This window comes from Streptomyces sp. NPDC017056 (assembly GCF_044332485.1).
GTDB lineage: Bacteria > Actinomycetota > Actinomycetes > Streptomycetales > Streptomycetaceae > Streptomyces.
Genome location: NZ_JBIRPD010000001.1, coordinates 146,443 through 169,894, shown reverse-complemented (window position 1 = coordinate 169,894; position 23,452 = coordinate 146,443). Strand labels below are relative to the sequence as shown.

The 23,452-nt window shown below is 72.5% G+C and carries 18 protein-coding genes; 5 read left to right on the top strand and 13 right to left on the bottom strand.

Annotated elements, in window-relative coordinates; genetic code table 11:
- Nucleotides 1-294 precede the first annotated feature (294 nt).
- On the top strand, nucleotides 295-762 hold the full coding sequence (locus ACH4OW_RS00750) for an RDD family protein (RefSeq protein ID WP_398023860.1): 468 nt from the start codon (nucleotides 295-297) through the stop codon (nucleotides 760-762).
- A gap of 196 nt (nucleotides 763-958) precedes the next feature.
- Here ACH4OW_RS00750 and ACH4OW_RS00745 read toward each other — a convergent pair whose 3' ends face one another.
- The 4 genes from ACH4OW_RS00745 to lipB form a co-directional block, all read right to left on the bottom strand.
- Nucleotides 959-1,672 carry a DUF4191 domain-containing protein gene (locus tag ACH4OW_RS00745; RefSeq protein WP_360134985.1) on the bottom strand — a complete coding sequence of 238 codons (714 nt, stop codon included), beginning with the start codon at nucleotides 1,670-1,672 and terminating at the stop codon, nucleotides 959-961.
- Nucleotides 1,673-1,682: 10 nt separating this feature from the next.
- Nucleotides 1,683-1,901, bottom strand: a complete 219-nt coding sequence (locus ACH4OW_RS00740) for a hypothetical protein (RefSeq protein WP_360134982.1) — start codon at nucleotides 1,899-1,901, stop codon at nucleotides 1,683-1,685.
- Nucleotides 1,902-2,110: 209 nt separating this feature from the next.
- A complete protein-coding gene (gene lipA, locus ACH4OW_RS00735) occupies nucleotides 2,111-3,061 on the bottom strand; it encodes a lipoyl synthase (RefSeq protein ID WP_360134979.1) in 951 nt (316 codons plus the stop codon).
- 172 nt (nucleotides 3,062-3,233) lie between these two features.
- Nucleotides 3,234-4,049, bottom strand: a complete 816-nt coding sequence (gene lipB / locus ACH4OW_RS00730; RefSeq protein ID WP_360134976.1) for a lipoyl(octanoyl) transferase LipB — start codon at nucleotides 4,047-4,049, stop codon at nucleotides 3,234-3,236.
- 361 nt (nucleotides 4,050-4,410) lie between these two features.
- Between lipB and ACH4OW_RS00725 the strand changes: the two genes are divergently transcribed.
- Nucleotides 4,411-5,934: a regulator gene (locus ACH4OW_RS00725; protein WP_360134973.1), complete on the top strand. Its 1,524-nt coding sequence runs from the start codon at nucleotides 4,411-4,413 to the stop codon at nucleotides 5,932-5,934.
- A 55-nt stretch (nucleotides 5,935-5,989) separates the two neighbouring features.
- On the opposite strand, the gene ACH4OW_RS00720 is transcribed toward ACH4OW_RS00725, so the two are convergent.
- Nucleotides 5,990-7,216 carry an NAD(P)/FAD-dependent oxidoreductase gene (locus tag ACH4OW_RS00720; protein ID WP_398023856.1) on the bottom strand — a complete coding sequence of 409 codons (1,227 nt, stop codon included), beginning with the start codon at nucleotides 7,214-7,216 and terminating at the stop codon, nucleotides 5,990-5,992.
- Nucleotides 7,217-7,563: 347 nt separating this feature from the next.
- Nucleotides 7,564-8,484 carry a TIGR01777 family oxidoreductase gene (locus ACH4OW_RS00715; protein WP_398023854.1) on the bottom strand — a complete coding sequence of 307 codons (921 nt, stop codon included), beginning with the start codon at nucleotides 8,482-8,484 and terminating at the stop codon, nucleotides 7,564-7,566.
- 38 nt (nucleotides 8,485-8,522) lie between these two features.
- On the opposite strand from ACH4OW_RS00715, the gene ACH4OW_RS00710 reads away from it, so the two are divergent.
- A complete protein-coding gene (locus ACH4OW_RS00710; protein WP_360134964.1) occupies nucleotides 8,523-9,014 on the top strand; it encodes a GNAT family N-acetyltransferase in 492 nt (163 codons plus the stop codon).
- Nucleotides 9,015-9,027: 13 nt separating this feature from the next.
- Here ACH4OW_RS00710 and ACH4OW_RS00705 read toward each other — a convergent pair whose 3' ends face one another.
- Nucleotides 9,028-9,546, bottom strand: a complete 519-nt coding sequence (locus ACH4OW_RS00705; protein WP_360135212.1) for a DUF4240 domain-containing protein — start codon at nucleotides 9,544-9,546, stop codon at nucleotides 9,028-9,030.
- Between the two features lie 154 nt (nucleotides 9,547-9,700).
- On the opposite strand from ACH4OW_RS00705, the gene ACH4OW_RS00700 reads away from it, so the two are divergent.
- Complete coding sequence (locus ACH4OW_RS00700) at nucleotides 9,701-10,636, top strand: SDR family oxidoreductase (protein WP_398023850.1); 936 nt, start codon at nucleotides 9,701-9,703, stop codon at nucleotides 10,634-10,636.
- 13 nt (nucleotides 10,637-10,649) lie between these two features.
- Here the strand turns inward: ACH4OW_RS00700 and ACH4OW_RS00695 are convergent, their stop codons facing one another.
- The 6 genes from ACH4OW_RS00695 to ACH4OW_RS00670 all read right to left on the bottom strand — a co-directional run bounded on the left by ACH4OW_RS00695 (nucleotide 10,650) and on the right by ACH4OW_RS00670 (nucleotide 20,539).
- Entirely contained in the window at nucleotides 10,650-11,630 is a 981-nt protein-coding gene (locus ACH4OW_RS00695) for a YafY family protein (protein ID WP_360134958.1), read from the bottom strand.
- A gap of 169 nt (nucleotides 11,631-11,799) precedes the next feature.
- Nucleotides 11,800-14,466: a pyruvate dehydrogenase (acetyl-transferring), homodimeric type gene (gene aceE / locus ACH4OW_RS00690; protein WP_398023847.1), complete on the bottom strand. Its 2,667-nt coding sequence runs from the start codon at nucleotides 14,464-14,466 to the stop codon at nucleotides 11,800-11,802.
- 218 nt (nucleotides 14,467-14,684) lie between these two features.
- A complete protein-coding gene (locus ACH4OW_RS00685; protein WP_360138944.1) occupies nucleotides 14,685-15,308 on the bottom strand; it encodes a GntR family transcriptional regulator in 624 nt (207 codons plus the stop codon).
- Nucleotides 15,309-15,482: 174 nt separating this feature from the next.
- Nucleotides 15,483-17,249, bottom strand: a complete 1,767-nt coding sequence (gene sucB / locus ACH4OW_RS00680; RefSeq protein WP_398023845.1) for a 2-oxoglutarate dehydrogenase, E2 component, dihydrolipoamide succinyltransferase — start codon at nucleotides 17,247-17,249, stop codon at nucleotides 15,483-15,485.
- Nucleotides 17,250-17,301: 52 nt separating this feature from the next.
- Complete coding sequence (lpdA, locus tag ACH4OW_RS00675; RefSeq protein ID WP_360138938.1) at nucleotides 17,302-18,690, bottom strand: dihydrolipoyl dehydrogenase; 1,389 nt, start codon at nucleotides 18,688-18,690, stop codon at nucleotides 17,302-17,304.
- A 313-nt stretch (nucleotides 18,691-19,003) separates the two neighbouring features.
- The gene (locus tag ACH4OW_RS00670) at nucleotides 19,004-20,539 is read right to left on the bottom strand and encodes a leucyl aminopeptidase (RefSeq protein ID WP_398023843.1); all 1,536 of its coding nucleotides are present in this window, start codon (nucleotides 20,537-20,539) and stop codon (nucleotides 19,004-19,006) included.
- Nucleotides 20,540-20,902: 363 nt separating this feature from the next.
- Between ACH4OW_RS00670 and ACH4OW_RS00665 the strand changes: the two genes are divergently transcribed.
- Entirely contained in the window at nucleotides 20,903-23,005 is a 2,103-nt protein-coding gene (locus ACH4OW_RS00665) for a hypothetical protein (RefSeq protein ID WP_398023841.1), read from the top strand.
- Nucleotides 23,006-23,452: the final 447 nt, after the last annotated feature.

Below are 23,452 nucleotides of genomic sequence, written 5' to 3'. Positions count from 1 at the left end.
CACCATGTGCGGTGGCGCGCTTGCCCGACCATAGGCAGGCGGGATTTCCCAAGCATGACCCATTTGTTTCGCCGAGGTTAACCGCCGCGCGGCCCTTTTCGGGGCGTGATGTGCGGGGGAGGGGACGGGCGGAATTGATCATTCCGGGGGAGGGGGGCCGGGACGCGCGCGGTGCGGCGGGGAGAGCGGCGGTACGGCCGCGCCGCCCGGAGGGGCGGGCGTACGGAGGGTGAGAGGGCTCTCAGCGGTGCCCCGCGAAAGGGGGAACGTATGCGGTCGCAGTACCGTGGACGGGTGGACAACAGGCAAGCAATCGGATCGTGGATCTCCGGGCCCCGCGCGGCAGCCGAGGACATGGGTGTCGAGTTCGGCTACCGCGGGCAGCGGCTCGGGCTCCCGGAGGAGGGGCCGGGCTCGATCGCGCGTCCCGGCCGGCGCTTCGCCGCCCTCTTCGTCGACTGGGCGCTGTGCATGCTCGTGGCGTACGGGCTGCTCAGCGACGGCAAGGCCAACGCGACCAGCAACTGGGCGCTGGCCGTCTTCGCCGTACTGAGCCTGCTGACAGTGGGCACGGTCGGTTTCACGCCGGGCAAGCGGTTGCTGGGCCTGCGGGTCGTCGCCGAGGACGGCGGGCGGCTGCCGCTGTGGCGCGTCGCCCTGCGCACGGTCCTGCTCGTCATCATCATTCCGGCGGTGATCTGGGACTGCGACGGCCGCGGCCTCCACGACCGCCTCGCCCGCGCCGTACAGGTGCGTATCTGAGCCGCAGGGGCAGGCCGGGCGGGAGCCCGCAGAGAGGGAGCCCGCCGGGGTAGGCGGGAGCCCGCAGAGGGGCCGTAGAGGCCGCCCGCCCCGGCGCACGCGCACCACCGTGGCAGTGGACAGCTGAAAAGCCGGAGGGGCCCGGGACCGATCAGGTCCCGGGCCCCTCCGCCGTTGTGGTGCGGCGCGCCATGGGTCAGCGCATCTTGCCGCCGCCGCCCTTCGGCATCCGCATGCCCTTGGGCATGGGGCCCTTTGGGACCGGCATGTTGCTCATCAGGTCGCCGAGCGCGCGCAGGCGGTCGTTCACGGCGGTCACCTGGGGGCCGGGCAGGGTGCGCGGCAGTTTCAGCAGGGTCGTACGGATTTTCTTGAGCGGGATCTGGCCCTCGCCGTCGCCGACCACGTAGTCGTGGACCGGCGCGTCGGCGATGATGCGGGCCATCCGCTTCTTCTCGGCGGCCAGCAGGGCGCGTACGCGGTTCGGGTTGCCCTCGCCCACGAGGACGATGCCCGCCTTGCCGACGGCGCGGTGCACGACGTCCTGCTGGCGGTTCATCGCCACGGCAGGGGTGACCGTCCAGCCGCGGCCGACGTTGTCCAGTACGGCGGCCGCCGCGCCGGGCTGGCCCTCCATCTGTCCGAAGGCGGCTCGCTCGGCGCGCCGGCCGAAGACGATCGCCATCGCGAGGAAGGCCAGCACGAAGCCCAGGATGCCCGCGTAGACGGGGTGGCCGATCAGGAAGCCGAGGGCGAGGAGAACGCCGAATACGACGATGCCCACGCCGGCGACGACAAGACCGACCTTGGGGTCGACCCGACGGGTCATCTTGTAGGTCTGGGCGATCTGCTTCAGTCGCCCGGTGTTCGCAGCGCCGTCAGCGCTGTCTGCTTTTGCCTTCCTCGCCATGAGGCGCAGTTTACGTGTCGCTCGGACCCTCGGTCGCCACGGCCTCCAGTACGTGTTCGGCCTCCCGCCGGTCCATGGCGCGGCGCCGGTCCTCCAGCACCGCTGTCCAGGCGTTCCGGCGGGCGGTGCGCTGCCCGCCGCGCATCAGCAGTGACTCCACTGCGCGCAGGGCATCGGTGACCGACGGGAGGGGGAGTGCGGCGGTGGCGCGAGCGGGCGCGGCCTGCATGACGGGTTCCCCTTCTGGAGGAATGATGGATGCGGTGTGTGAAGCCATCGTTACGGATCGGTGTTACCAACTGATGACCGAGCGGTCAAACACCGATGAAACCTTGACGCGGCCCGCACCGCCCCTGCCTGGGGAGGTACGGGCCGCGTCATGACACTCTGTGCCACGTTTCACATTCCGGTCCATGGGCCGGACGGGCCTCGTCCGGGTCAGACGGCCTGGGCCGACTCCTCGACCTGACGGCGCTCGACCGCCTGCTGGTACAGCCGGCCGGCGCGGTAGGAGGAGCGGACCAGCGGGCCGGACATGACGCCGGCGTAGCCGATCTGCTCGGCCTCCTCCTTGAGCTCCACGAACTCGGCCGGCTTGACCCAGCGCTCGATGGGGTGGTGGCGGACCGACGGGCGCAGGTACTGCGTGATCGTGATCAGCTCACAGCCCGCGTCGTGCAGGTCGCGGAGCGCCTGGCTGATCTCCTCGCGCTCCTCGCCCATGCCCAGGATCAGGTTGGACTTGGTGACCAGGCCGGCCTCGCGGGCCTTGGTGATGACCTCGAGCGACCGCTCGTAGCGGAAGCCGGGGCGGATGCGCTTGAAGATCCGCGGCACCGTCTCGACGTTGTGCGCGAGCACCTCGGGGCGCGAGGAGAAGACCTCGGCGAGCTGCTCGGGCACCGCGTTGAAGTCGGGGATCAGCAGCTCGACGCCGGTGTCGGGCATCGCCGCGTGGATCTGCCGTACGGTCTCCGCGTACAGCCAGGCGCCGCCGTCCTCCAGGTCGTCGCGCGCGACGCCGGTGATCGTGGCGTACTTCAACCCCATCGTCTGGACGGATTCGGCCACCCGGCGCGGCTCGTCGCGGTCCAGCTCCTGCGGCTTGCCCGTGTCGATCTGGCAGAAGTCGCAGCGGCGGGTGCACTGGTCACCACCGATGAGGAAGGTCGCCTCGCGGTCCTCCCAGCATTCGTAGATGTTGGGACAGCCCGCCTCCTGGCAGACCGTGTGCAGGCCCTCTTTCTTGACCAGGCTCTGCAGGTGGTTGTACTCGGGACCCATTTTCGCCCGGGTCTTGATCCACTCGGGCTTGCGCTCGATGGGGGTCTGGCTGTTCCGGACCTCCAGGCGCAGCATCTTGCGTCCGTCGGGTGCGACAGCGGACACGTCCGGCTCCCTACGACTTCGTTTCTTCGGCGTACACCAGGGTACGCCCGTCAATTCGCACGTCTTTACGTGCAGGCCAACCCCGTATGGCAGGGGCGCATTCCGTGAGGTCGGTTTCGCCGGTCCGAAGAGGCCGGACCGGCCGGTCCGCGGACCGGATCGGACCGCTGGCTCAGACCGCCCGGGGCAGCAGCTCCGCGCCCTCCAGGACGTCGCGCAGGTGCTTCTCCACGACGGGCACGACGTCGGCGATGGTGACGTCCCGGCCCAGCTCGTTCGCCAGGGAGGTCACCCCGGCGTCCCGGATGCCGCACGGCACGATCTTGTCGAACGAGGTGTTGTCCGGGTTCACGTTGATCGCGAAGCCGTGCATGGTGACGCCCTTGGCGACGCGGATGCCGATCGCGGCCAGCTTGCGGTCCTCGCGGCGCTGGCCGGCGTTGGACGGCGCGTACTCCGGGCCGTTCAGCCGGGCGTCGAACTCCTCGTCCGCCGTACGCGGGTCGAAGTCGAGGGAGAGGCCGCCCAGGGACGGGCGGTCCGCGACCGGGTCGCCCAGCACCCAGACGCCGCTGCGGCCCTCGACCCGGGTGGTCTCCACGCCGAACTCGGCGCAGGTGCGGATGATGGCCTCTTCGAGGCGCCGTACGTGCGCGACGACGTCGACCGGGCGCGGGAGCTTCTGGATGGGGTAGCCGACCAGCTGGCCGGGGCCGTGCCAGGTGATCTTGCCGCCGCGGTCGACGTCGATGACCGGGGTGCCGTCCAAGGGGCGCTCGCTGTCGTCCGTGCGCCGGCCCGCCGTATAGACGGGCGGGTGCTCCAGCAGCAGACAGGTGTCCGGGATCTCGTCGGCGAACCGGGCGGCGTGCACCCTGCGCTGTTCCTGCCACGCCGCCTCGTACTCGACGGCGTCGGCGCCGAAGCCCAGCTGGACAAAGCGCAGCCCCTCGGGTGCGGGGGTGTCCCCCCGAGAGATCGCAGTCACGGCAGCTCCTCTTCGAACTTTTGTTGAGTCCTTTGCGCCCACGCCAACTGTACGGCGGGGGCGGACGGCCCCCGCAGGCGCCCGGCGCGTGGTCCCGGTACGCGGGCGCACGCACGTGACCCGGGAGCCCCGGAGGCGCTCGTGGGGCCGCCGGTGCGGCCTCGGGGCGGGAACCCTCGGAGAGTCGTGGAGGACAGTGCGAGCCCTGCTCACACGATCGGATGAACGCGTGGCGAAGGTGACGAGAAAGCCGTCGCGGGCCGTTACATTCACGCCGTTCCACGAGGGCAGGGAGCAGCGCCGGACAGGGTCAGCCGAACCCGGGCAGCTCAGCCCGGAAGGCAGGAGACCGGTAAAGCTGATGACGGAACGACCCCCACAGCGCACGCCCAACCGACAGCTCGCCGCGCTCATCGCGGAGGCGGGATTCTCCAATGCCGGGCTGGCCCGGCGAGTCGATCAGCTGGGACTGGAGCACGGTCTTGACCTCCGGTACGACAAGACGTCGGTCACGCGCTGGTTGCGCGGGCAGCAACCCAGAGGCACCACGCCCGCACTGATCGCCGAGGTCTTCACCCGCAGACTGGGGCGGCGGCTGTCGGCACAGGATCTCGGCCTGGACGCCTGCGCGCCGGTGTACGCCGGGCTGGAATTCGCGTCCACGCCGAGCGAGGCGGTGGACATCGTCAGCGGTCTGTGGCGCAAGGACTCCGGCAGCCACGCGGAGCTGCGCAAGATCGCCTTCACCCCGGCCGGGCTGGTGGTGCCCAGCCGGGACTGGCTGATCGGCCGGGCCGACGAGCGGGTCGCGCACGGCGAGGCGGCGGAGGCCGCGGGCCGGCTGCCGGCGCCGGGCCGGATGCAGGTGTCGGTGCCCCGGCAGCGGCAGATGGAGCGCCCCGGTCACCAGGACCGCGCGGGGCGCACGGAACGCGCCGAGCGCCCGGAGCGCGCGGAACGCTCCGACCGGTCGGCGGGCTACCGGGTGTCCGCCGGTGACATCAAGGCGCTCAGGTCGGTCGGCGAACTGTTCCGCGCGCTGGACCACGCCTACGGCGGCGGGCACGCGCGCCAGGCACTGGTGCGCTACCTGGAGCACGAGGTCGAGCCGATGCTCCGCGGCACCTACGGGGAGGCGGCCGGACGGCGGCTCTTCGCGGCGGCCGCCGACCTGACGCGGCTGGCCGGCTGGACGTCGTACGACATCGCCGCGCACGGCCTGGCCCAGCGCTACTTCGTCCAGGCGCTGCGGCTGGCGCAGGCGGCAGGGGACCGCGCGTACGGCTCGTACGTCCTCGTGACCATGAGCCGGCAGGCCGTCTACCTGGGGCACGGCCGGGAGGCCGTCCAGCTGGCACGGGTGGCCCAGCAGGGGGTCGGCAGCAACGCGCCCCCCGTCGTGCAGGCGCTCCTGCACTCGGCGGAGGCGCGCGGGCACGGCGTACTGACCGAGGTACGGGCGTGCACGGCCTCGCTGGCGCGGGCGGAACGGGCGCTGGAGACGGCGCGCCCCGGGGACGACACGCCGTACTGGGCGCGCTTCTTCGACGAGGCGCAGCTCGCCGACGAACTGGCGCACTGCCACCGCGACCTCCAGCAGTTCAGGGCCGCGGCGCAGCACGCGGAGCGCTCGCTGCAACTGCGCGGCGCCGGCTTCGCGCGAAGCCGCCTGTTCTGCCGGGTGGTGCTGGCGACGGCGCGGCTCGGCCTGGGCGAGCTGGAGCAGGCGTGCGCCCTGGGCGCGGAGGCGGCGCTCCAGGCGTCCGAGATGCGGTCGGTGCGCGCGCATGAGTACGTGCGCGAGTTCGAACGCCGGCTGGAGCCGTACCGGGACGCGGCCGCGGTGCGCGGGTACCGGGACCGGGTGGCGGCCATGAAGGGCTGACGGGCGGGGACCGGCGGGGGCGGGGCGCGGTGGCGGCCCCGCCCCCGCCGGTGCGTCAGGCGGCGGCGGACAGTTCGCAGGGTTCGCGGAACGGGGGCAGCTGGAGGTCGGCGAGCGCGGCGGTGGCGGCCCGGCGGCCGGAGCGCAGCGCGCCCTGGACGGTGCCGGTGTCCCGGTGGTCGCCGCACACGTACAGGCCCGCCAGCAGCCGTACGGACCGGTGCGGATCGTGCGGTACGGGCATGGCCGGGACCGCTTCCGGGTCGTGGTGGACGGCCAGCAGCTCCCAGGCGTCGGTGGACGTCCCGTAGATCCGGTCGAGCTGGGGCCGTACGGACTTGTCCAGCGCGCCGGCGGGCAGTGTCGCGGGCGTGCCCAGCACGGTGCTGGTGACCAGGGTGCGGCCCGCCGGGGCGCGCGAGGGGTCGGCCTCGCTGGCGACGAAGGTGTGCGCGACCGGGCCGGTGGTGGGCAGGAGCAGCGTCGGCTCGCGGAGCGGGGGACTGTCAGTGGTGTGGTGCACGATGGTCACCGGGTGGAAATCGGGGACCCGCAGCCCCGGGAGCAGCCCTGCCGCATCGCGCGCGCCGGTGGCCACGAGCACGGCACGGCAGGGGAGTTGACCGTGGTCGGCGGTGCCGACGCTGGTGGTCGAGACGGAGACGGCGAGTACGGAGGTCCGCACGGTGCCGGGGGGAAGGGAGGCGGCGAGGAGGTCGGGGAGGGCGGAGGCCCCGCCGGCGGGCAGGCACAGACGGCCCCGGGCGAAGGAGCGCAGGGCCAGGGAGGCGTTGCGGCTGGAGCCGGTGAGCTGCGGGTCGCAGAGCAGGGCGGTCAGAAGGGGGCGGAGGAACCCGTCGGGGACGTACGGGGGGAAGACGGGGCGGGCGGTCAGCGCCTCGGCCGTGGGGCGGTCCGCGCGGCGCTCGGCGCGCGACAGGGCGCGCGCGGCCGAAAGTGCGCCCCTCGTGCTCCGGGGGGCGCCGATGCGCAGTGCCCGCTGGCCGTTGTGGACGCAGAGCCCGGGGGTGAAGTGGCGCAGGATCAGGCCGCTGAGGCCGGGGGTGGTGCGGAGTTCGGGAAACGAGGTGACGAGTAGTTGGCCGGTACGGTCCAGCCGGAAGCCGTCCAGGTGATCGGTGGTGGTCCGGCCGCCGGTGCGCGGGGCGGCCTCCAGCACGGTGACCGTGGCTCCCGCGCTGGTCAGATGGTGGGCGGCGGCGAGACCGGCGAGGCCGGCCCCGACGATGACGACGTCCACGGTCGATGCGGTGCGCAGCACGTGCCCTCCCGAGGTCGGTCCCGGTGCCGGCGCTACTGGGGCTCCTGCCCCGCTCCGGCGCGCGGGATGCCGAGTTCGTGAGGTTGGAACCCTAAGAACCGGGGCGGTGGGGGCGCGATCGCGCGTAGACAGCGCACGGGTGCACGGAGTGGCACGGAGTGCCGCGAGGAGGAAGCGTAGGGGGCGGAGCGGGAGCGGTACGGAGCCGCTGCCGCCCACGGCGACCGACGCCGGCCACCAACGCCGCCCAGCCGCCCAACGCCGCCCAGCCGCCCAACGCCGCCCACGTCGGCCACCAACGCCGCCCAGCCGCCCAACGCCGCCCACGCCGGCCGGGCCGGTGCCGCCTACTCCGTCAGCGCCGCCCGGATCGCCTCGTCCACCGTGGGGTGGGCGAACGTGAAGCCCGTGTCCAGGAGGCGTTGGGGGATGACGCGCTGGCTGGCGAGGACGTTGTCGGCGAATTCGCCCAGGGCCAGGCGGAGGGCCGCCGCGGGGACGGGGAACGGGGTGGGGCGGTGGAGGACGTGTCCCATGGCGGCCGTGACCTCGCGGTTGGTGAGCGGTTCGGGGGCGGTGAGGTTGACCGGTCCCGTGAGGCCGTCCGTGGTGACGAGGTGCCGCAGGGCGGCGATGTGGTCGTGCAGGGAGATGAAGCTCCAGTACTGGCCGCCGTTCCCCAGCCGGCCGCCCAGGCCGAGCTTGAAGAGGGGGAACAGCCGCCCCCAGGCGCCGCCCCGGCGCCCCACGACCAGCCCGGTGCGCGCGAAGACCGTACGGATACCGGCTTCGGCGGCCGGTGCGGCGGCCGCCTCCCAGTCGACGCAGAGGCGGGCCAGGAAGTCGTGGCCGGGCGGCGCCGACTCGTCCGTACGCCGGTCGCCCGTGTCGCCGTAGTAGCCGATCGCGCTGCCGCACACGAAGACCCGCGGCGGCGTGTCCAGGGAGGCGATGGCCTCGGCGAGCGCCGCCGTGCCCAGGATGCGGCTGTCCCTGATCTCGCGCTTGTACGCGTCGGTCCAGCGGTGGTCGCCGACTCCCGCGCCCGCGAGGTGCACGACGGCGTCGCAGCCGGCCAGCCCGGAGGTGTCCACCGTCTGGCGCTTCGGGTCCCAGCGCACCTCGTCGGCGGCGCGTGGTGCGTGCCGGACGAGGCGGACGATGTCGTGGCCGCCCCCGGCGTCCGGTGAGGGCTCCCGCAGGGAGCGGACGAGTGCCGTGCCGATGAGACCGGCCGAGCCGGTGATCGCGATCCGCATGGCAGCCATACTGCCCCCGGCGGTCCGCACATGACACAGTGGCACGCATGTCCGATTCGTTCGTCCGTTCCGCCGCGCTCGCCGACGAGGAGACACTCGCGGTCCTGGACCGCCGTACGTGGTCGGCGCTGCACGCGGTGACACCCCGTCCGAAGCCCCCGTACGAGCGGTTCTTCGACGACCGGCACCGCCCCGAGGACCTGCTCGTGGCGGAGATCGCCGGCCGGGTCGCGGGCTACGTACGGGTGGTGCCGCCGACTCCGCTGCCGTGCAACGCCCACGTACGCCAGATCCAGGGGCTGGCCGTGGACACCTGGGCGCGCGGCCGGGGCGTGGCGAGGACGCTGCTGGACGCGGCCTGCGCGCGTGCGCTGGACGAGGGGGCCCGCCGGATCACCCTGCGCGTCCTCGGGCACAACGCCCCGGCGCGCAGGCTCTACGAGTCGGCGGGCTTCGAGGTGGAGGGCGTGCTGCCCGGGGAGTTCCTGCTGGACGGCGCGTACGTGGACGACGTGATGATGGGAAAGGCGCTGCTCTGAGGGGCGGTGGCGCTCAGACGCCGAAGCGGTCCCACAGGCGGGGGAAGCGGTCCGCCAGTGCCCGGTCGTCGTCGGGGTCGAGGTAGGTGCCGAGCGGCTCGGGCGGCTGGGGCGGCAGGCCGAGGTCCGGCATCTCGGCGCCGGTGAGCTGCTCGTACGCCTCGTCGGCCGCGTAGCCCAGCTCTTCCGCGTCGCCGTCGACCTCGTCGTCGAACGTGTCCAGCAGGTCGGCGAGGTTGTCCGGGTCGTGCAGCGCGCCTTCGAAGACCTCCCGGCCCTGGCCGATCAGCCAGCAGCGGAAGTAGTCGAAGGCGTCGTCGCTCGCGCCGCCCAGCAGAAGGGCGGCCGCGGCCCACAGGTCCCAGCTGTACGCGCGGTTGTAGCGGGACTCGAAGTACCGGGCAAAGTCCGTCACGGAGTCCGGGTCGAGCGCCACCAGCCGCTCGACCAGTGCGTCCGCCTGCTCCTCGGGGTCGCCCTCGGCAGCCTCGCGGGAGCCGTCGATCAGCTCCCAGAACTCCGTCTCGTCCATCACGGGTCCAGCATCGTTCCTGCCGGGCGGCATCGCACGCGGACTACCCCAGATGCGACGGTGTCGTTATCCACGCACATTCCTTCGGGTAATGCGGACACAAGGTGTCGGCTTTCCACGCGAGGGTCATGTCATGCGTGAAGGGAAACGAACCATGACCGAGGCGAAGGACACACCGCGGCCGCTGGCCGGCAAGGTCGCGCTGGTCGCCGGGGCCACCAGGGGCGCGGGCCGGGCGATGGCGGTGGAGCTGGGCCGGGCCGGTGCCACGGTCTATGCCACCGGCCGTACGACCCGCGGGCACGTGAGCGAGGTCGGCCGGGCGACGGAGACGATCGAGGGGACCGCCGAGCTGGTGACGGCGGCGGGAGGCGCCGGCATCGCGGTGCCGACGGACCATCTGGACCGGGAGGCGGTGCGGGCGCTGACCGGGCGTATCGACCGTGAGCAGGGGCGGCTGGACATCCTCGTCAACGACCTGTGGGGCGGGGACGTGCATGTCGGGTGGGGGAAGAAGATGTGGGAGCACGACCTGGAGAAGGGATTGCGCGTCCTGCGGCTGGGGGTGGAGAGCCACATCGTCACCAGCAGTTTCGCGCTGCCCTTGCTGATCCGCCGGCCCGGCGGGCTGGTGGTGGAGGTGACGGACGGTACGGAGGAGTACAACCGGCGCTACCGGGAGCCCTTCTACTACGACCTGGCCAAGAGCGCGCCGATCAGGATGGCGAAGGGGCTCGCCGAGGAACTGCCGGAGTACGGGTGCACGGCGGTGTGCGTGACGCCGGGCTGGCTGCGGTCGGAGGCCATGCTGGACACGTACTTCAAGGTCACCGAGGAGAACTGGCGGGCGGGCTGCGAGCAGAACCCGCACTTCGCCATCTCGGAGACGCCCGTGTACGTCGGCCGGGCGGTGGCGGCGCTGGCCGCCGACCCGGACGTCGCGCGCTTCAACGGGCAGGCGCTCTCCAGCGGCGGGCTGGCCAAGGAGTACGGGTTCACGGACGTGGACGGTTCGGCCCCGGACGCCTGGCGTTACCTCACCGAGGTCGAGCAGGCGGGCAGGCCGGCGGACACGACCGGGTACCGGTAGGCGGCCCGGCGGATCAGTGGCCTGCGGGCTCCCCGTACAGCCCGTGCAGACGCGCCGCCGCCGTGGCGAAACGCTTCCGCAACTCGGCCGGCGCCAGCACCTCCGCCTCCGGGCCGAGCCCGAGCAGCTGGGCGTAGGCGACGTCCAGGGACTCGACGGGCAGGGTGACGGTGGTCCGACCCTGCTCGTCGGGTTCGCCCGCCGCGGCCAGCGCCTCTTCGGCGCCGGCGCGGTCGGTGACGTGCCGCAGCTGCCGGGTGCCCGCCTCCGTCAGCCGTACGACGACCTCGTCCCGCAGGATCGAGCGGGCGAACCGGGCGGCCCGCTCCGCCCAGAAGGCGGGCAGGTCGAAGTCCGGGCTGCGGGTGAAGCGGTCGTCGAGGAGGGTGACGGACGCGAAGCGGTCGACGCGGTAGACGCGCAGGTCCTCGCCGGCCCGCGCCGCGAGGTACCAGACGCCCGCCTTGAGCACCAGGCCGTACGGCTCCAACTCCCGCTCGACCTCGGTGTCCTTGCGGCGGTAGCGGGTGGACACGCGCCGGTCGTCCCAGACGGCGTCCGCGACGGCGGGCAGCAGTTCCGGGGTGGCCGGTTCCCGGTACCAGGCGGGGGCGTCGAGGTGGAAGCGCTGGGCGGCGCCGTCCGCGGCGTCCCGCAGCTCGGGCAGCAGCGCGGCGGAGACCTTGAGCCGGGCGGCGGAGGCGGCGTCGGCGAGGCCCATGTCGCGCAGTGCGGCGGGCACGCCGGACAGGAACAGGGCCTCCGCCTCGCTGCGGCCGAGGCCGGTCAGCCGGGTGCGGTAGCCGCCGACGAGGCGGTAGCCGCCGGCCCGGCCGCGGTCCGCGTAGACGGGCACTCCGGCCTCGGAGAGGGAGAGGACGTCGCGGGAGACGGTGCGCTCCGACACCTCCAGCTCCCGCGCCAGTTCGGCGCCGGTCATCGAGGCGCGCGACTGGAGCAGTAGCACCATTTTGATCAGCCGGGCAGCACGCATGCCTGCATCATGCCGCCCTCGAAGCCGTCCCGAGTACCGCCCCGATGAAGATCCCGTGCGGAGACCCCGGGCGCGGTTGAGGTGGTCTCCGCACGGGAGCGGGGGGCGCCGGGCGGAACCCGGCGCGTGGTGCGGGCGCGGCGGCCGGTGCCGCCGCGCCCGGGCCGGGCTACAGCCCGTACCGCTCCTTGGCCTCCTTGACCGTCTCCGCCTTCACGTCGCCGCGGCGGGCCAGCGCGGCCAGCGCCTGCACCACGACCGACTGCGCGTCGACGCCGAAGTGGCGGCGGGCGGCCTCGCGGGTGTCGGAGAGACCGAAGCCGTCGGTGCCGACCGAGGTCCAGTCCTGCTCGACCCACGGGGCGATCTGGTCCGGAACGGCACGCATCCAGTCGCTGACCGCCACGACCGGACCGGGGGCACCGGCCAGCGCACGGGTGACGTACGGGATACGGTCCTCGCCCTCCAGGCGGGCGGCGTCGCACTCCAGCGCGTCGCGGCGCAGCTCCGTCCAGGACGGCGCCGACCAGATGTCCGCCGCCACGCCCCAGTCGCGGGCCAGGATCTCCTGGGCCTCCAGGATCCAGTGGATGGCGGTGCCGGAGGCCAGCAGCTGGAGGCGCGGCGCGTCGGCGGCGGCGGGCTCGGCCTCCTTGAAGCGGTACAGGCCCTTGAGGATGCCTTCCTCGATGCCCTCGCCCGCCGGCATGGCGGGCTGCACCTTGGTCTCGTTGTAGACCGTGAGGTAGTAGAAGATGTCCTCGGCGTCCGGGCCGTACATCCGGCGCAGGCCCTCCTTGACGATCACCGCGACCTCGTACGCGAACGCCGGGTCGTAGGAGAGCGCCGCCGGGTTGGTGGAGGCGATCAGGTGCGAGTGGCCGTCCGCGTGCTGGAGGCCCTCACCGGTCATCGTCGTACGGCCGGCCGTGGCGCCGATGACGAAGCCGCGGCCTAGCTGGTCGGCGAGCGCCCAGAACTGGTCGGCGGTGCGCTGCCAGCCGAACATCGAGTAGAAGATGTAGAAGGGGATCATCGGCTCGCCGTGGGTGGCGTACGAGGTCGCCGCCGCGGTGAAGTCGGCCAGCGAACCGGCCTCCGTGATGCCCTCGTTGAGGATCTGGCCGTCCTTGGCTTCCTTGTAGTACAGGAGCTGGTCGCGGTCGACCGGGTCGTAGGTCTGGCCGACGGGGGAGTAGAGCCCGGCGGACGGGAACAGCGACTCCATGCCGAAGGTACGGGCCTCGTCGGGCACGACCGGCACCCAGCGCTTGCCGGTCTCCTTGTCCCGCATCAGGTCCTTGACCAGGCGGACGAACGCCATGGTGGTGGCGATCTCCTGCGAGCCCGAGCCCTTCTTGAGGGCGTCGAACACCTTGTCCGCGGGCATCGGCAGCGGCTTGGCCACGACCTTGCGGGCGGGGGCCGGGCCGCCGAGGGCGGCGCGGCGCTCGCGCAGGTACTCCATCTCCGGGGAGTTGGCGCCGGGGTGGGCGTACGGCACCACGTCCGCGTCCAGGGCGCTGTCCGGGATCGGCAGCTCCAGGAGGTCGCGCATGGTGCGGAACTGCTCGCCGGTGAGCTTCTTCATCTGGTGGTTGGCGTTACGGGACTCGAAGCCCTCGCCGAGGGTGTAGCCCTTGACGGTCTGCGCCAGGATGACGGTCGGCGCGCCCTTGTGCTCGACGGCGGCCTTGTACGCGGCGTACACCTTGCGCGGCTCGTGGCCGGCGCGGGAGGTCTGGAACAGCTCCAGCAGCTTGGCGTCCGAGAGGCCCTGGGCGATGCGGCCCAGCGACGGGTCCGAGCCGAAGAAGTGCTCGCGCAGGTAGGCGGCGTCGCGGGTGGCGTACGTCTGGAACTGCGCGTCCGGGGTCTCGCGCAGGCGGCGCAGCAGCGCGCCGTCGGTGTCCTGGGCGAAGACCTCGTCCCACGCCTGGCCCCACAGGGACTTGATGACGTTCCAGCCCGCCGCGCGGAACTGGGCCTCCAGCTCCTGCACGATCTTGTAGTTGGGGCGGACCGGGCCGTCCAGACGCTGCAGGTTGCAGTTGATGACGAAGGTCAGGTTGTCCAGGCCCTCGCGGCCGGCCAGCGCCAGGGCGGCGGTCGACTCGGGCTCGTCCATCTCGCCGTCGCCGAGGAACGCCCACACGTGGGAGTTCGAGGTGTCCTTGATGCCGCGGTGCTCCAGGTAGCGGTTGAAGCGCGCCTGGTAGATCGCGGAGAGCGGGCCCAGGCCCATGGAGACGGTGGGGAACTCCCACAGCCAGGGCAGGCGCCGCGGGTGCGGGTACGAGGGCAGGCCGTCGCCGGCCGCCTCCTGGCGGAAGCGGTCGAGCTGGTCCTCGGTGAGGCGGCCTTCGAGGAAGGCGCGGGCGTAGATGCCGGGGGAGGCGTGGCCCTGGATGTAGAGCTGGTCGCCGCTCCCGTCGGCTTCCTTGCCGCGGAAGAAGTGCTGGAAGCCGGTCTCGTAGAGCCAGGCCGCCGAGGCGAAGGTGGCGATGTGGCCGCCGAGGCCGAGGCGGGAGCCGCGGGTGACCATGGCGGCCGCGTTCCAGCGGTTCCACGCCGTGATCCGGGCCTCCATCGCCTCGTCGCCCGGGAACTCGGGCTCGGCGGCGGTCGGGATGGTGTTGACGTAGTCGGTTTCGAGCGGCGCGAGGCCCGGGGCGCCGGTGTGCTCCACGGCGCGGCGCATCAGGTAGGCGGCGCGGTGCGGACCGGCTGCCCTGGTGACGGCGTCCAGGGACTCGCGCCACTCGGCCGTCTCCTCCGGGTCGCGGTCCGGGACCTGGTCGAGCTGGCTGTACGGCATGCGTACGGGATCGGGCATGGGTGGCCCCTTTCCGGACGGAGGAGGGAGGTGCGATGAGTGCTTGGCAGGCAGGGGTGTCGCGCCCCGGGTACGACGATACGCCTCTGATCGATGATCGATCAACGCAAGTTGAAGGAAAAACCGCAGGTCGGCACGGGGTGCCAGCCTTTTAGGCACGGGGTGCCAGGCTGCCTGCGGCTCCGAATCGAAGGGAGGAACGGCCGCCGACCTGCGCGTCAGACCCGGGGCGCGCAGCTCAGTACGTGCGTCTTCAACAGCTCGCCGATCCTCGGGTCGCGCCGCCGGAACGCGTCCACGATCTCCTGGTGGTCCCGCGCGTGCGACCGCGGCTCCGGGCTGAACCAGCGGATCGACAGCGTCGTCCACACCTCGACGCCCAGCGACTCCCAGGTGTGCAGCAGGACGGCGTTGCGGGCGGCGCGCACGATCTCGCGGTGGAAGGCCACCGTGTGCCGCACCTGCGCCTCGCCGTCCCCGTGCCGGTCCGCCTCGCACAGCGCCGCCACCTCGCGGTCCAGCGCCTCGGTGTCCTCGGCCAGCCGCCCCGCGGCCAGCTCGGCGGCCACCTGCTCCAGCCCGGCCCGCACCGGGTAGCTCTCCTTGAGGTCGTCCGCGGTCAGGTTCCGTACGCGTACGCCCTTGTTCGGGGCCGACTCGATCAGCTGGAGCGACTCCAGCTCGCGCAGCGCCTCCCGTACGGGCGTCTGGCTGACCTCCAGCTCGACCGCGATCCGCCGCTCCACGATCCGCTCGCCGGGCTGCCAGCGGCCGCGGACGATCCCTTCGAGGATGTGCTCGCGGATCTGCTCGCGGAGCGAATGGACGACGGGCGGGGTCATGACGTGCTCCTTCAGAGCGTACGGAGGGCGACGGCACGGTACCGGAACTCGGGCCGGGCGGTGCGGGCGCGCGGAAGGGCCATTATCCGCGCAACGAAAACGGGTCGGCCCCGGCTCGTACGGACTTGTACGAACCGGGGCCGACCCTGCACACCTACGGGGTGGCTACCGCGCTCAGAGACCGATCTCGGTCTCGAACTCGCCGGCCTCCAGGATCTGCTTGACCGTCGTCAGGTAACGGGCCGCGTCGGCACCGTCCACCAGGCGGTGGTCGTAGGAGAGAGCCAGGTAGGTCATGTGGCGCACGGCGATGGTCTCGCCCAGCTCCGGGTGGTCGACGACCACCGGGCGCTTGACGGTGGCGCCGATGCCCAGGATGCCGACCTGGTTCGGCGGCACGATGACCGTGTCGAACAGCGCACCGCGCGAGCCGGTGTTGCTGATCGTGAAGGTCGCGCCCGACATGTCGTCCGGGCTGATCTTGTTGGTGCGGACCTTGCCGGCCAGCTCCGCGGTCTTGCGGGCGATGCCGGCGATGTTCAGGTCGCCCGCACCCTTGATGACCGGGGTCATCAGGCCCTTCTCCGCGTCCACCGCGATACCGACGTTCTCGGTGTCGAAGTAGGTGATCGTGCCCTCGTCCTCGTTGATCCGGGCGTTGACGACCGGGTGGGCCTTCAACGCCTGGACGGCGGCCTTGACGAAGAACGGCATCGGGGAGAGCTTGACGCCCTCACGCTGCGCGAAGGCGTCCTTGGCCTTGTTGCGCATCCGCATGATCTTGGTGATGTCCACCTCGACCACGGAGGTCAGCTGCGCCTGGCCGTGCAGGGCCTTCATCATGTTGTCGCCGATGACCTTGCGCATCCGCGGCATCTTGACGGTCTGGCCGCGCAGCGGCGACGCCTCGATGGCCGGGGCCTTCGACGCGGCCGGGGCTGCGGCAGCGGCCGGCGCGGCCTGCTGCTTGGCGGCCTCGGCGGCGGCGATGACGTCCTGCTTGCGGATGCGGCCGCCGACGCCGGTGCCCTTGACCGAGCCCAGGTTCACGCCGCTCTCCTGGGCCAGCTTGCGGACCAGGGGGGTGACGTACGCGGCGTCCGCCTCACCCGCGGCCGGGGCCGGGGTGACGGGCGCGGCGGCCGGAGCCGGCGCGGGGGCGGCCGGAACCGGGTCCGGAGCCGGGGTGGTCACGGCCTGCGGGGCCGGGGTGGTGGGCGCCTGGGGGGCCGGAGCCGGAGCCTCCTGCTTGGGGGCTTCCTGCTTCGGGGCCTCCTGGGCGGGGGCCGGGGCGGCCGGAGCCTCGGCCTGCGCCGGGGCAGCGCCCTTCTGGCCGATGACGGCCAGCTTGGCGCCGACCTCGGCGGTCTCGTCCTCGCCCACCAGGATCTCCAGCAGGGTGCCGGCGGTGGGGGCGGGGATCTCGGTGTCGACCTTGTCGGTGGAGACCTCCAGCAGCGGCTCGTCCTCGGCCACCTCCTCGCCGACCTCCTTGAGCCAGCGGGTGACGGTGCCCTCGGTGACGCTCTCGCCGAGCGCGGGGAGGACGACGTCCGTGCCCTGGGCGCCGCCGGCGGGGGCCGCGGGGGCCTCCTGCTGCGGGGCTTCCTGGGCGGGGGCCGCGGCAGGCTCCGGCTGGGCCGGGGCTTCCTCGGCGGGCGCCTCGGACTGCGCCGGGGCGGACTCGGCCGCGGGCGCGCCGCTGCCGTCGTCGATGATCGCCAGCTCGGCGCCGACCTCGACGGTCTCGTCCTCGGCCACCTTGATGGAGGCCAGCACGCCGGAGGCGGGGGCGGGGATCTCGGTGTCGACCTTGTCGGTCGACACCTCCAGCAGGGGCTCGTCGGCCTCTACGCGCTCACCCTCGGCCTTGAGCCAGCGGGTGACGGTGCCCTCGGTGACGCTCTCGCCGAGCGCCGGAAGGGTTACGGAAACCGCCATGGTTTCTCTTGCTCCTTACGAAAATGCGGATGTGGTCGCGCCCGGACCGGGATCAGTCGTGGGAGTGGAGAGGCTTGCCGGCCAGGGCCAGGTGGGCCTCGCCGAACGCCTCGTTCTGCGTCGGGTGCGCGTGGATGAGCTGCGCAACCTCGGCCGGCAGTGCTTCCCAGTTGTAGACCAGCTGGGCCTCGCCGACCTGCTCGCCCATACGGTCACCGACCATGTGGACGCCGACCACGGCACCGTCCTTGACCTGGACGAGCTTGATCTCGCCCGCGGTCTTGAGGATCTTGCTCTTGCCGTTGCCCGCGAGGTTGTACTTGAGAGCGACGACCTTGTCGGCGCCGTACAGCTCCTTGGCCTTCGCCTCGGTGATGCCCACCGAAGCGACCTCGGGGTGGCAGTACGTCACGCGCGGCACGCCGTCGTAGTCGACCGGCACGGTCTTGAGACCGGCCAGCCGCTCCGCTACCAGGATGCCCTCGGCGAAGCCGACGTGCGCGAGCTGGAGGGTGGGGACCAGGTCACCGACGGCCGAGATCGTCGGCACGTTGGTCTGCATGTACTCGTCGACGAGGACGTAGCCGCGGTCCATGGCGACCCCGGCCTCCTCGTAGCCCAGGCCCTGGGAGACCGGGCCGCGGCCGATGGCGACCAGCAGCACCTCGGCCTCGAAGGTCTTGCCGTCGGCCAGCGTGACCTTGACGCCGTCCTGGGTGTACTCGGCCTTGTCGAAGAAGGTGCCGAGGTTGAACTTGATGCCGCGCTTGCGGAAGGCCCGCTCCAGCAGCTTGGAGCTGTTCTCGTCCTCGACCGGGACGAGGTGCTTGAGGCCCTCGACGATGGTCACGTCGGTGCCGAAGGACTTCCACGCGGAGGCGAACTCGACGCCGATGACGCCGCCGCCCAGCACGATCGCGGACTTCGGGACGCGGTTCAGCTTGAGCGCGTGGTCCGAGGAGATGATCCGGTCGCCGTCGATCTCCAGGCCCGGCAGGGACTTCGGCACGGAGCCGGTCGCCAGCAGGACGTGGCGGCCCTCGACGCGCCGGCCGTTCACGTCGACGGAGGTGGGGGAGGACAGCCGGCCCTCACCCTCGATGTAGGTCACCTTGCGGGAGGCGACCAGGCCCTGGAGGCCCTTGTACAGGCCCGAGATGATCTCGTCCTTGTACTTGTGGACGCCCTCGATGTCGATGCCCTCAAGGGAGGCCTTGACACCGAACTGCGCGGCTTCGCGGGCCTGGTCCGCGATCTCGCCGGCGTGCAGCAGGGCCTTGGTGGGGATACAGCCGTTGTGCAGGCAGGTGCCGCCGAGCTTGTTCTTCTCGATCAGGGCGACGTCCAGGCCCAGCTGCGCCCCGCGCAGGGCAGCGGCGTAACCGCCGCTACCGCCTCCGAGGATCACTAGGTCGAAAACGGTGCTGGCGTCGTTCGCCACGTCACGTCCTCCATGCATGGGTACGCCGGAGCCGGTCTTCGGTGACCGGGCGGCGGCTGTTGATCGGCCGCTGGTTGGTTCGGCCCTGGGTAAGGGGGGCCCTGTCCTGCCAAGAACCCATCTTCGCACTTGTTGAAGGCGGGCGGGACGGCGGGCCGGGCTGTGGGGCGGCGCGGCGGCCGTCCCGGGGTGGTACGCGTGCGGTTACTCCGGCGTACGGGCGTGCGGATTTCGTCGAGGGCGAACACGCGCGTACGGCCCCGGGCGCCGGGCCCGGAGCCGTACGGACAAAGCAGGAGCAACCGGAGTGGCGTCAGCCGAGGTCGCCGGCCGCGGTGCGCTCGGCCAGCAGCACCAGGGTGCGGACCGAGGAGCCGGTGCCGCCCTTGGGGGTGTAGCCGAAGGGCGCGCTCTCGTGGAAGGCCGGGCCCGCGATGTCCAGGTGCGCCCAGGTGATGCCCTCGCCCACGAACTCCTGGAGGAAGACGCCGGCCAGCAGGCCGCCGCCGGCCCGCTCGCCGATGTTCTTGAGGTCGGCCACCGGGGAGTCCATGGTCCGGCGCAGCTCGGACGGCATCGGCATCGGCCAGGCCGGCTCGCCGGCCTCCTCCGCGATCTCGTGCAGGCTCGCGCGGAAGGCGTCGTCGTTGGCCATGATCCCGAAGGTCCGGTTGCCCAGCGCCAGCACCATCGCGCCGGTCAGCGTCGCGACGTCCACGATCGCGTCGGGACGCTCCTCCGAGGCGCGGGTCAGCGCGTCGGCCAGTACGAGGCGGCCCTCGGCGTCGGTGTTCAGCACCTCGACGGTCTTGCCGTTGTACATGGTCAGCACGTCGCCGGGGCGCATCGCGTTGCCCGACGGCATGTTCTCGGCGAGCGCCAGCCAGCCGGTGACGTTGACCGCGAGGCCCAGCCGGGCGGCGGCCACGACCGCGGCGAACACCGCGGCGGCGCCGCTCATGTCGCACTTCATGGTCTCGTTGTGGCCGGCCGGCTTGAGCGAGATGCCGCCCGAGTCGTAGGTGATGCCCTTGCCGACGAACGCCAGGGTCTTCTCGGCCTTCGGGTGGGTGTAGGCGACGCGCACCAGCCGCGGCGGGTTGTCCGAGCCCTGGCCGACGCCCATCAGGCCGCCGTAGCCGCCCTTCTTCAACGCCTTCTCGTCCAGCACCTCCACCTTGAGGCCGAACTCCTTGCCGGCGGCCTGGGCCTGCGCCGCGAAGGTCTTCGGGGTGAGGTCGTTGGAGGGGGTGTTGATCAGGTCGCGGGCGCGGTTGACCTCGGCGGCCAGCGCCTCGGCGCGCTCGGCGGCGGCCTTGTGCGCCTTGTCGCGCGGCTTGGCGCCGAGCAGCGCCACCTCGGCGAGCGGCGCGGACTTGGCGTCCGCCTTCCCGCGGCCGGCCTTGGCGTCGCCGTTGCTCCGGTAGGCGGTGAAGGCGTACGCGCCCATGAGGGCGCCCTCCGCGACCGCGGCCACGGACTCGGCGTCCTCGGCGGGCAGCGCGAAGCCGGCCTTCTTGGTGCCGCCCAGGGCGCGGGCGGCGCAGCCCGCGGCGCGGCGCAGCGTGTCGAGGTCGTAGTCCTCGTCCGCCGCGGGGGCCTCGCCCAGGCCGACGGCCAGCACGACCGGCGCCTTCAGGCCGGTGGCGGGCAGCTTGGTGATCTCGCCCTCGGCACCGCTCGCGCCGAGGGTCTCCAGTACGGCGGTGAGCTTGCCGTCGAACGCCTTGTCCACGGCCTGCGCGCCGGGGGCCAGCACGGCGCCCTTGGCGCCCTTGGCCAGGCCGACGACGACGGCGTCCGCGCGCAACGTCGCGGCGGAGGATGTGCTGAGGGTCAGTGCAGTCACGGTGATGAAAGTCCTGTTCCGTCCGGGAATCCGTTCGCGCCGAGGGCGCTGCTGCGGCCGAGCCTACGCTCGGGCCCGCCGTACGTGACCGCTTGATGCCGTATCGGCCCGCCCTGTCACACCTGCAACACCTGTCCCGGGGGCCCCGAACGTCTTCTCCTGCCGGAGGAGTTGCCCGTTCCGCCGGCACCGGGCCGGTCGGCACCACGGCCTCCCGGTCAACCGCCACGCGGCGAATGAGACGTGCGTCACAGTCGGGGCGACTGTGGGATACACGGCCCCGAACCTTCGCATGATGTGCACGAGCCTGCCCGGTGTGCTTCCGGAGGCAGGGGGGACTTCCGGGGGGAAGGGACTGCGCCCATGGGCAGCAACGTCACGTCGGCCGGACGGCCGGCCAGAGCCGTTTCCGTACTCGCCACCGCGATCCTGACCGCGTTACCCCTGGCGGTGGGGCTGCCCGCCGCGCAGGCCGCGCCGGCCGGACCGGGTGCCGCGGCCGCCGCCGAGCCGCGCGTCGACCTGCGGGTGCTGGTCGTGTCCGACGGCAGCGACTCCACCGAGGCCATCGCCTCCGAACTGCGCAGCCAGGGAATCCCGTACACCACCGTCGACCTGACGGCCCCGAGCCGCCCGGTGATCGACGAGGCGTTCCTCAGCGACACCGTGGACGGCAGGCCGCGTGCGAAGTTCCAGGGTGTCGTGCTGCCGAACGACGACCCCTTCGGCAGCGCCGCCTCCACAGAGCTGGCGGCCCTCAAGGCGTACGAGGCGACGTACAAGATCCCGCAGGTGGACGCGTACACCTACGCCCGGCCCGCGGTCGGCCTGCGCACGCCCGACGACGGCGGCTACGCGGGCGTACTGGACGGCTTCGCCACCCGTACCACCGACGCGGGCAAGGCGGGCCCCTTCGGCTACCTCAAGGGCCAGGTGCCCTTCGAGGACGCCGACGCGCAGGTCTCCGAGGCGTACGGCTACATCGCGCAGCCGGTCGCCAACCCGCCGGCCGGCGCGACGTTCACCCCGTATCTGGACGCGGCGGTGCCCGGCAGCTCCGCGCGCGGCTCGCTGGTCGGCGAGTACGCCCACGACGGGCGCCGCGAACTGGTCGTCACCTTCGCGCAGAATCGTTACCAGCAGCAGTTCCGCCTGCTGGCCCGGGGCATCGTCGACTGGCTCACCCAGGGCGTCCACCTCGGCCAGAGCCGCAACTACTTCTCCGTGCAGGTCGACGACGTCTTCGCGCCGGACGCCCGCTGGGACACCGCGAACAACTGCACGCCGGGCGACTTCGACTGCGCGCCCGGCGTCCCGGAGACCACGCCGATCCGGATGACGGAGGCGGACGCCGCGTACGCCGCCCAGTGGCAGCGCGAACGGAACTACCGGCTCGACATGGTCTACAACGCCGGCTCGGGCGAGGAGTGGAAGTACGAGCACGGCGGCGTGGACGCGCTGGCCGACCGGTTGCTCGCCGACAAGGCCGAGTACCGCTGGGTCAATCACACCTGGACCCACCCCTTCCTCGGCTGCGTCCAGGACACCTCGGTCGTCCCCTGGCGCTGCTCCAAGGACCTGTTCGGCGCCACCCGGTGGGTGAGCCGCAGCGAGATCACCTCCGAGATCGACAAGAACCACGCCTGGGGCGTGGCCAGGGGCCTGGACGTGGACGCCGCGGAGCTGGTGACCGGCGAGCACTCCGGTCTGAAGTCCCTGCCGCAGCAGCCGCAGGACAACCCCAACCTCGCGCCCGCGCTCGCGGCGACCGGCGCCAAGTGGGTGGCGAGCGACAACTCGCGGGAGTCCGTGCAGCGGGCGGTCGGCTCGGCGCTGACCGTCCCGCGCTACCCGATGAACGTGTTCTACAACGTGGGCACGGCGGCCGAGGAGACCGACGAGTACAACTGGATCTACACGAGCAAGGCCGACGGCGGCAGCGGGATCTGCGAGACCGACCCCAACTCCACCTGCCTCCCGGCGCCCCTGCCGACGTCGACGGGCTACGCCTCGTACATCGTCCCGCAGGAGACGCGGACCGCCCTCGGTCATGCTCTGGCCAACGACCCGCGGCCGCACTACATCCATCAGTCGAACCTGGCCGAGGGCCGCATCGCCTATCCGGTTCTGGACAAAGTTCTGGCCGACTATCGCGGCTTTTTCGCCGACAGCACGCCGGTCGTCAACCAGCGGCACCGGGACATCGGACGCGAGATGCAGCAGCGTGCGGCCTGGCAGCGGGCGCTGGACGCCGGTTCGGTGACGGCGTACAGAATTGGCGACGTTGTCACCATCACGTCGCCGTCGGGGGTGGCCGCTCCGGCTACGATGCCGGACGGAACCACCACACAACTCTCTGATGGGACCAAGGAATTCGGCACTCGTTATGCCGGACGGGTTTCGGAGTGGGCCACAGCGCAGTCGCCCGGAGCGGTCGTCACGCTCAAGCTCCCGACGACCGCCTGACGCGTTCTCGGCACCGCCCGGTCCGCGACCCCGACCGGGCGCGCCGGGCGGTCGGCGTTCTCCCGCCGCCCCCGTCCCGCAGTACTCCGCACCGCAGCACCCCGCACCGCAGTACCACCGCGCCCGCACCCCGGCGCGTGACGCCGCACCCGCGTTCAGGCATCCGTACGGACGCGCGGGTGCCGGCGTGCCCGCGCCGGTGCCCGACGGGCGCGCCCGCACACCGGCGCCGCGCACCCGCACCGTCCCCGCTCACGTCCCCGCGGCTGCGCACGCGCACGTTGCACCGGGCCGGCACGGCCGCCGGCCGCCCCACGCGTACGCACGGTGCCCGCAGCACCCGCGCCCGCGCGCCCCACACCGCTCCACCCAGCACCTGAATCCCGGGGGGGAATAGCCATGAACGCAGCCCTGTACGAGGTCGGCAGCCGAAGTCCGCAGGCCGAC

Bases quoted from the DNA above. Each gene is read 5' to 3' on its own strand.
- ACH4OW_RS00745 (WP_360134985.1), bottom strand. From the start codon at position 1,672: ATGGCGAGGAAGGCAAAAGCAGACAGCGCTGACGGCGCTGCGAACACC.
- ACH4OW_RS00740 (WP_360134982.1), bottom strand. From the start codon at position 1,901: ATGCAGGCCGCGCCCGCTCGCGCCACCGCCGCACTCCCCCTCCCGTCG.
- ACH4OW_RS00725 (WP_360134973.1), top strand. From the start codon at position 4,411: ATGACGGAACGACCCCCACAGCGCACGCCCAACCGACAGCTCGCCGCG.
- ACH4OW_RS00715 (WP_398023854.1), bottom strand. From the start codon at position 8,484: ATGGCTGCCATGCGGATCGCGATCACCGGCTCGGCCGGTCTCATCGGC.
- ACH4OW_RS00710 (WP_360134964.1), top strand. From the start codon at position 8,523: ATGTCCGATTCGTTCGTCCGTTCCGCCGCGCTCGCCGACGAGGAGACA.
- ACH4OW_RS00705 (WP_360135212.1), bottom strand. From the start codon at position 9,546: ATGGACGAGACGGAGTTCTGGGAGCTGATCGACGGCTCCCGCGAGGCT.
- ACH4OW_RS00700 (WP_398023850.1), top strand. From the start codon at position 9,701: ATGACCGAGGCGAAGGACACACCGCGGCCGCTGGCCGGCAAGGTCGCG.
- ACH4OW_RS00695 (WP_360134958.1), bottom strand. From the start codon at position 11,630: ATGCGTGCTGCCCGGCTGATCAAAATGGTGCTACTGCTCCAGTCGCGC.
- aceE (WP_398023847.1), bottom strand. From the start codon at position 14,466: ATGCCCGATCCCGTACGCATGCCGTACAGCCAGCTCGACCAGGTCCCG.
- ACH4OW_RS00685 (WP_360138944.1), bottom strand. From the start codon at position 15,308: ATGACCCCGCCCGTCGTCCATTCGCTCCGCGAGCAGATCCGCGAGCAC.
- sucB (WP_398023845.1), bottom strand. From the start codon at position 17,249: ATGGCGGTTTCCGTAACCCTTCCGGCGCTCGGCGAGAGCGTCACCGAG.
- ACH4OW_RS00665 (WP_398023841.1), top strand. From the start codon at position 20,903: ATGGGCAGCAACGTCACGTCGGCCGGACGGCCGGCCAGAGCCGTTTCC.